The following is a 7020-nucleotide window of genomic DNA, read 5'->3' as shown; positions in this document are numbered from 1 at the left end:
GGCAGAAGGGGTGGCTGGCCGGGTCGAGGAAAACCCGGAAGGTGGTGCCCGGCTGCGTGTCGGCCTTGGTGGCCCCCAGCCCGACGGCGACCGTCTCGCCTTCGTCCAGGTCCTGCACCATAAGGTCGAGGTGCATTTGCTGCGGCATCACCTGGCCCGGCCATTCCGGCGCCCGGTAGCCGTCCACCTGCTGGAACGAAATGCAGTCGCTGCCGTCGTCCGGGCGGATCTCGGCCCAGGCACCGTCAACCTTCACGTTCCAGCCGAGCAGGGCACCGTAAAAGGCTGCGAGGGCCCGGGCGTCGGGGCAGTCAATGACCAGACCTGGGAAGCGTGCGATAGCCATACCGGAATGCTACCGCCGGAAATTGGGCCCGCCCCTAAAGCCCCCGGACGAAATAATCCACCGCCGTGCCGAGGATGCCGTCCAGTTGGCCTTCGGCACCGAAGAAGCAGTGGTCACCGCCCCGGATGGGGATGAGTTCGTGGCGGACGTTCGCATCAGCGAGCGCCGCGGCCAGCAATTCGCTCTGGGACAGCGGGACCAGGCCGTCGCTGTCGCCGTGAACCAGCAGGAACGGCGGCGCGTCGGCACTGACATAGCCCAGCGGGCTCGCGGCGGCCAGCAGGGCGGCGTCAGCGGTGCCGCCCACCAGCATGGGGCCCGGCTCGAGGGTCATGCCGTCCGGCACCGCCGCGCTCAACGGCCCGTTCATCATGGCCGGGGGAATGTTCATGGCCGGCATGTCCGGCAGCGAGGACACGCCGTAGAAGTCGACGACGGCGCTCACGGCGCTGGAGTGGCCCTGGACTCCTAGGCCGCCTTCCAGGTCGTCGCGGCGGCCGGTCAGTCCCAGCAGGGCGGCAAGATGCCCGCCGGCCGACTCGCCCCAGGCGCCGATCCGTCCGGCGTCGATACCCAGCATGTCTGCGTGTTCGCGGAGGTACCGGACGGCGGCCTTGAGGTCGTGCAGCTGAGCCGGGAACGGTGCTTCCAAGGCATGGCGGTAGTCCACGGTGGCGCACGCGATCCCGGCCTCGTTGAGGAGCCGGAAGACGGAATCCTTGGCGAAGGTGGGCGGCAGTTCGCGGCGGTCACCGAGCTGGAACGCACCGCCGTGGATCCACACGACCAGCGGAACCGCGCCGCCGGTGTTCCGCGGCAGCCAGATGTCCATGGCGAGGCGGCGGAATCCGACGGTGATCGCGTAGCTGACTTCGCGGTGCACTGCGGAGTCCTCTGATACAACTTCGGCGTGGCCCGGGGGCAGGAACGCCGGGAAGGCCGGGGCCGGCAACCCGGCGGGTCCCACCTGCTCTCTTTCGCCGGGGACGGTTTCCATGGCTGTGGCGGGGTCCGGGGTCACGATGCGCTCCTTGCAAGTTGGCTCTGGTGGTCGTTGCCGCCGGCAGGGGCGGTGAGGGTATGGGTTCCGGGCCCGACGGCGGTGTTCGGCTGGCCGGCGAGGCGGACTTCCGCTGTGGTGCCGGACGGGACGGTCGCAACGAGGGTGATCCCGCCGTCGCCAATTGCCCAGCTGACGGCGATGAGGCCCTGTGGGCCCCGGTGCGACGTGGCCGCAGATGTGATCCCGGCGCCGGGACGCGGCTCGATAATGATCCGTTCGTAGGCCGCACTCCCGGGTGCCTGACGCAGGCCCGCCATGTAGCGGTGCAGGAACGAGACAACGGCGCCCTTGCTGTAGTGGTTCAGCGACTGGCGCGCTGTTCCGTCCGCGCCTATTCCGTCCCATGCTTCCCACATGGTGGTGGCACCGCGGTCCACCATCACCAGCCACGAGGGCTCGGAGTCCTGCATGAGCAGCTCATAGGCGAGGTCCAGCTGTCCGTTATCGGCGAGTACGGGCAACAGGTAGGGGGTGGCCAGGAAGCCGGTGCCAAGGTGCGTTCCGGCGCCGCGGACGAGGGTGACCAGCTGTGTGACCACCGCGGACCGGCCGCTGTCCGGAACCAGGTCAAAGGCCAGCGCGCGCACGCAATTGGCCTGGCTGGAGCCGCTGGCGGCTCCGGCTCCCACCGTTCCGTCTGCCACTGTTCCGTCTGCCCGTAGGTATTCCTGCTGCCACGCGCGGCGGACGTTATCGGAGAGCTCCCCGAGTTCCCGGGCTTTGTCCTCCTTGCCCAGCACGGCGGCGATCCTGGCCATGATGGCGGAGGAGTGCCGGTAGTAGGCGGTGGCCACGATGCCGTTGTCGGCGGAGCGGGAGGCGAAGAGGTCCGGCGCAGGGCCATCTGGTTCCATCCATTCCCCGAAGTGGAAGCCGGTGTCCCAGAGGTACTGCTCATGCGGGGCCGGCGTGGCGTGCGCCGCCGCCCTGGCCGGGTGCCGGTTGCCCTCCGCGGTGCTGCGGATGAAGCCGAGCCAGCGTTCCATTGCCTCCCAGTTCTGTTCCAGGATGCCGGTGTCACCGGTGGCGAGATGGATCTCCCAGGGCACCATGACCACCGCGTCTCCCCACCCTGAGGACCCGTTTGTGAAGGCCATGAAGTCGGCGCTGGTTACCTCCGGGCCCGGCGAGGGAGAGATGTTGGCGACCACCCCGTTGTCCCATTGATCGGTCCGGACGTCCCTGAGCCACTTCGCCGTAAAACCTGCCACGTCGAAGAGGTAGGCGGCGGTGGGCACAAACAGCTGCCAGTCTCCGGTCCAGCCGGCCTTTTCCCGTTGCGGGCAGTCGGTGGGAACTTCACAGGCGTTGCCGCGGAAGCTCCACTCCACAATGTCGTGGAGCTTGTTGAGCCTGCCGTCGCTGCAGTTGAAAGTGCCCAGGCGCTCCAGGTCGGTCTGGACCATGCATCCTACGATGTCCGCCGGTTCCAGGTCTGCGTCCAGGCCCTGCACGGCAATGTACTGGAAGCCATGGGTGGTGTGGCGCGGTTCGAACACCTCGCCCGGGGCTCCCGAGGCCACCACGGAATCCACCTGTCCGGCGCCGAGGAACTGCCCCGGACTGCGGAAATCATGCGGACGGAGGTGCTCCTGGGTGACGTCGCCGTCAGAGCCCAGGGCTTCGCCGTACACCAGCGTGACAGTCTCGCCCGGGGCGCCAAGCCGGCTCAGGCGGATCCAGCCGTTGATGTTCTGGCCCAGGTCCACGATTTGGTTGCCGTTGGCTAGCCGCCTGATGGCCACCGGGCTGAGCTCTTCCACGATGCGTGTGGGCGGTGCCACCGGGCCGGTGAGGGTGGCACCGCCACCATTGCGAAGAACCGCGCGCCCTGCCCCCTGATGGCGGCGGCGAAGATCCACCCGCTGGCCGGCCATAAGGTCAGCGCTGACGATCTCCGTCGCGGAAACGTGCCAGGAGTCGTCGGTGCCGATGACCGTCCGTTCTCCGCCGGACTCCAGCTCCAGCTGGGCCAGGAAGGCCGTCTGCGTTCCGTACATGTCGGCGTCGCGTGTGTACCCGAAGGTGCCGCGGTACCAGCCGTCGGTGAGGACGGCCCGTACGGTATTGGCGCCGGGCCGGAGCAGGGCTGCGATATTGCAGGTCTGCACCTGGAGCGTGCTGTGGTAACTCGTCGAGCCCGGTGTGAGCTGCTGGTCCCCCACCCGCACGCCGTTGATGAAGAGCTCATAGATGCCGTGGGCCGTGGCATTGGCGCGCGCCGTTTCGGGGGCTTTGTCCAGCGTGAAGGTCTTGGACAGCGCATGTCCGGGGCGCTCCCCTGGATCCTGAACCGCCGGTTCGTCGGGGCCGATCCACTGCGCGGTCCAGTCTCCGGGATGCAGCAGGCCCAGTTCCACGGCCATCGGCTCGGACCAGGCGGACAGGACTTCGGTGCCGTCAGAGGCCACGTTCCAGGTCCGGACCTTCCAGTCGAAACGGTCCCGGGAGCCAAGGTCCGGCCCTGCGTAGGGCACAAAGCCATGGGTGCCGCCGTCCACGCGCCCGGTGTCCCAGCCGTTGCTGGTGGTGAGCTGGTAGGCGGTCTGCCGGAGCGTGCCGTTCGGCGGGGTCCAGCTGAATCTAGGCAGCGTATTGGTGATCCCGAAGGCTTCGCTGAGGTGATCGGTCCGAAGGCGCGTGGGGTGGTTCATGCGGGGGAAGCTCCCTGACGTTGTGCTGATCTGGCTTAGGCGGATCTCAAGTGGGGCTGGACGCGGGCATCAGGCGTAGTGGCAGGCGACGTCGGACGCGCCCACCCGGCGGAGGGCCGGACGCTCGGCGGTGCAAAGCTCCGTGGCGAGCGGGCACCGCTGGCTGAAGGGACAGCCCCCCGGCGACGCCGCCACCGCAGTGGCCGTGCGGACGCCAAGGGATTCGCGCAGTATCCTCCGCTGGGCCTGTTCCGCGGGCCTCGGCACGGGCGAGGCCGCCACGAGAGCCTGGGTGAACGGGTGCTTGGGCGACTCCGTGACCGCTTCCGAGGGCCCGCTTTCCATCACTTGGCCCCGGTAGAGCACCACAACGCGCTGCGCCAGGAACTGGACCACCGAGATGTCGTGGGCGATGAACAGGTAGCTCAGGCCGAGCTCGTCGCGGAGGTCGGCCAGGAGGTTGAGCACCTGGGCCTGGGTGGAGAGATCCAGGGCGCTGACGGCCTCATCGCAGACCATGAGCCTCGGTTCGCAGATCAGGGCACGGGCAACTGCGATCCGCTGCCGCTGGCCGCCGGAGAACTGGCTGGGATAGCGGTCCACGGCCTCGCGGGGCAGCCCCACGCGTTCGAGCATGGCTTCTGCTTTCCCGCGCGCCACTGCGGCGGTGACTCCGCGGATCCGCAGCGGCTCGGCCAGCGAAGCACCGATGCTCTGGCGTGGGTTCAGCGAGGAGTTGGGGTCCTGGAAGACCGCCCGCAGTTCACCGCCGAGGGCGCGGCGCTCTGCAGCATCGGCGTGGGTGATGTCCTTGCCCTGATAGCTGATCGTGCCGCCGGCGCTCGCCTGGAGGCCAAGGATTGCCTTGCCGATGGTGGATTTTCCGGAGCCGGATTCCCCCACCAGGCCTACGGTCTCGCCGGGACGGATGGAGAAGCTGACGCCGTCCACCGCTGCCGGGGACGCTGCAGCGTTCCGGCCGCGGCCGTACCGGACCAGCAGGTCTTTGACCTCCAGTATGGGCTGCTCCGGCGCAACTGGCGCCGTGTCCTGCCGTTCTGCTGTCTCGATGCTCATGCCAGGTCCTTTTCGACGATTTTCAGTACTCGGTGAGTGGGCACTTCGGTGGCAACCCATGCCAGGCCCTCCACCGCCAGTTCGTCCGCCTTGACGCAGCGGACCAGTCCGTCCTCGGAGCCGGAGGACAGCAGCGGCACCGGGGCGGCGCACGCGGAGCCGGCGAACTGGCAGCGCGCCATGAAGCGGCAGCCGGTGGGCCAGTCCTTTGGCTGCGGAACCTGGCCGCTGATGGTGGCGAGCCGTTCAGGCATGTCCGCCGCGGTGTTGGCGTGCGGGTCGGCGGCCAGTAGCGCCAGGGTGTAAGGGTGGCGGGGGTTGTCGAGAATATTGGCGGTCCGTCCGCTTTCCACCACCTGGCCGGCGTACATCACGGCGACGTTGTCGCAGATGTCCGCCACGACGCCCAGGTCGTGCGTCACCATCACCACGGACATCCCGGTGTCCTTCACCAGGGAGCGCAGCAGCGAAAGGATTTCGGCCTGCACGGTGACGTCCAGCGCTGTGGTGGGTTCATCGGCCACCAGCAGCCGGGGCCGGCCGGACAGTGCGAGGGCGATGGCAACGCGCTGGGCCATGCCGCCGCTGATCTGGTGCGGGTAGGTCTTGAGAATGCGGTTGGCGTCCACGATGCCCACTTTTTCGAGCAGGCCGAGGGCTTGGGCCCGTGCCTCGGCTCTGCCCACCTTCCGCAGCCGGCGGATGGCCGCGGTGAGCTGGTAGCCCACGGTGAACATGGGGTCTAGGGCCCGCATGGGTTCCTGTGAGATCAGGGCGATGTCCCGGCCGCGGATATTTTCCAGGTCGTGCTCCGTGGCGGCGGCGAGGTTCTTGCCGTTCCACAGGATCTGTCCGCCGGTGGCGGCCACCCCGGCCGGCAGCAGTCCCAGCAGGGACAGCGCCGTCATGGTCTTGCCGCAGCCGGACTCCCCCACCAGGCCCAGCACGGTTCCCTGCCCGACATCGAACGAGACGTCCGTGACCAGCGGAGTTCCGCCGTCGACCCCTACAGAGAGTCCGCGGACGCTCAGTTGGCCTTTCGCCGGGATGGCTCCCGTGTCGGCTGCCGCACCAGCGGCGCCCGCAGCGGCACCCGCCTCGGCTACCGTACGCGCACGCCGGCGGCGCGCCGCTGCCGACGGCAGGTGCGAGACGTAAGCGTTCGGCGCCTTCCCCAGGGCGTTGCCAATGGCGTTCGCGGCAAGGACGGTCAGGGCAAGCACTGCACCGGTGGGAACCATCAGCCACGGGGCGTCGTAGACGTGCTGCGAGGCGCCCTGGATCATGCCGCCCCAGCTGGGTTGTGGGATGGGCGGGCCGAAGCCGATGAACGCCAGGCCGGCCTGAATGAGCATGCCGACGGCGAAGATGAGGGCGGACTGGACCACGACGGTGTTGGTCAGTCCGGGCAGGACGTGGCGGAGGCTGATCCCCAGGGCGCTGACGCCGTCCACCTTGGCGGCGTCCACGTACAGCTGTGACTGGAGCGACTTGGCCTGGCCCAGCATGACGCGGTAGATGCCGGCGGAGATGAGGACGCCCAGGATGGCCATGATCAGCGGGATGTTGGTTCCCACGGCCCCGATGACCGCCAGGATGATGACGGTGCCGGGCAGGGACATCATGACCTCGGTGACACGGCTGATCGCTCCTTCCGTCCGGTCTCCGCCGGCTGCCACCATCGCCAGGGCGGTTCCAAGCCCGACGCCGACAATCACCGTGATCAGTGAGGTTCCCAGGGTGCCGGCGGCGGCAGCGAAGATCCGGCTGAGGAGGTCCCGGCCGAGTTCGTCGGTGCCGAGCCAGTGCGCGGCGGTGGGACCGGACAGGACAGCGGTGAAGTCCTGGTCCTCCGTTTTGTAGGGTAGCCACCATTGGGC

General features: G+C 68.6%; 5 protein-coding genes. All 5 read right to left on the bottom strand.

Going from position 1 to position 7020, the window contains the following annotated elements:
• The coding region (locus LQV16_RS22350) for a VOC family protein (RefSeq protein ID WP_229996041.1) at nucleotides 1–346 on the bottom strand (346 nt) is incomplete at its 3' end.
• Nucleotides 347–380: 34 nt separating this feature from the next.
• Entirely contained in the window at nucleotides 381–1367 is a 987-nt protein-coding gene (locus LQV16_RS22345) for an alpha/beta hydrolase (protein ID WP_356815868.1), read from the bottom strand.
• Nucleotides 1364–4063: an alpha-L-rhamnosidase gene (locus LQV16_RS22340; RefSeq protein WP_229996040.1), complete on the bottom strand. Its 2700-nt coding sequence runs from the start codon at nucleotides 4061–4063 to the stop codon at nucleotides 1364–1366. The genes LQV16_RS22345 and LQV16_RS22340 overlap by 4 nt, the downstream gene beginning before the upstream one ends.
• Before the next feature lie 69 nt (nucleotides 4064–4132).
• The gene (locus LQV16_RS22335) at nucleotides 4133–5140 is read right to left on the bottom strand and encodes an ABC transporter ATP-binding protein (protein WP_229996039.1); all 1008 of its coding nucleotides are present in this window, start codon (nucleotides 5138–5140) and stop codon (nucleotides 4133–4135) included.
• Nucleotides 5137–7020, bottom strand: a 1884-nt coding sequence (locus LQV16_RS22330; RefSeq protein WP_229996038.1) for a dipeptide/oligopeptide/nickel ABC transporter permease/ATP-binding protein, incomplete at its 5' end; no start/stop codon positions are given. The genes LQV16_RS22335 and LQV16_RS22330, both read right to left, overlap by 4 nt.

The sequence above is a fragment of the Arthrobacter sp. Bi26 genome, assembly GCF_918697925.1.
Classification (GTDB): Bacteria; Actinomycetota; Actinomycetes; order Actinomycetales; family Micrococcaceae; genus Arthrobacter.
The sequence above is the reverse complement of the archived record's forward strand: the minus strand, read 5'-3'. Positions and strand labels throughout refer to the sequence as shown.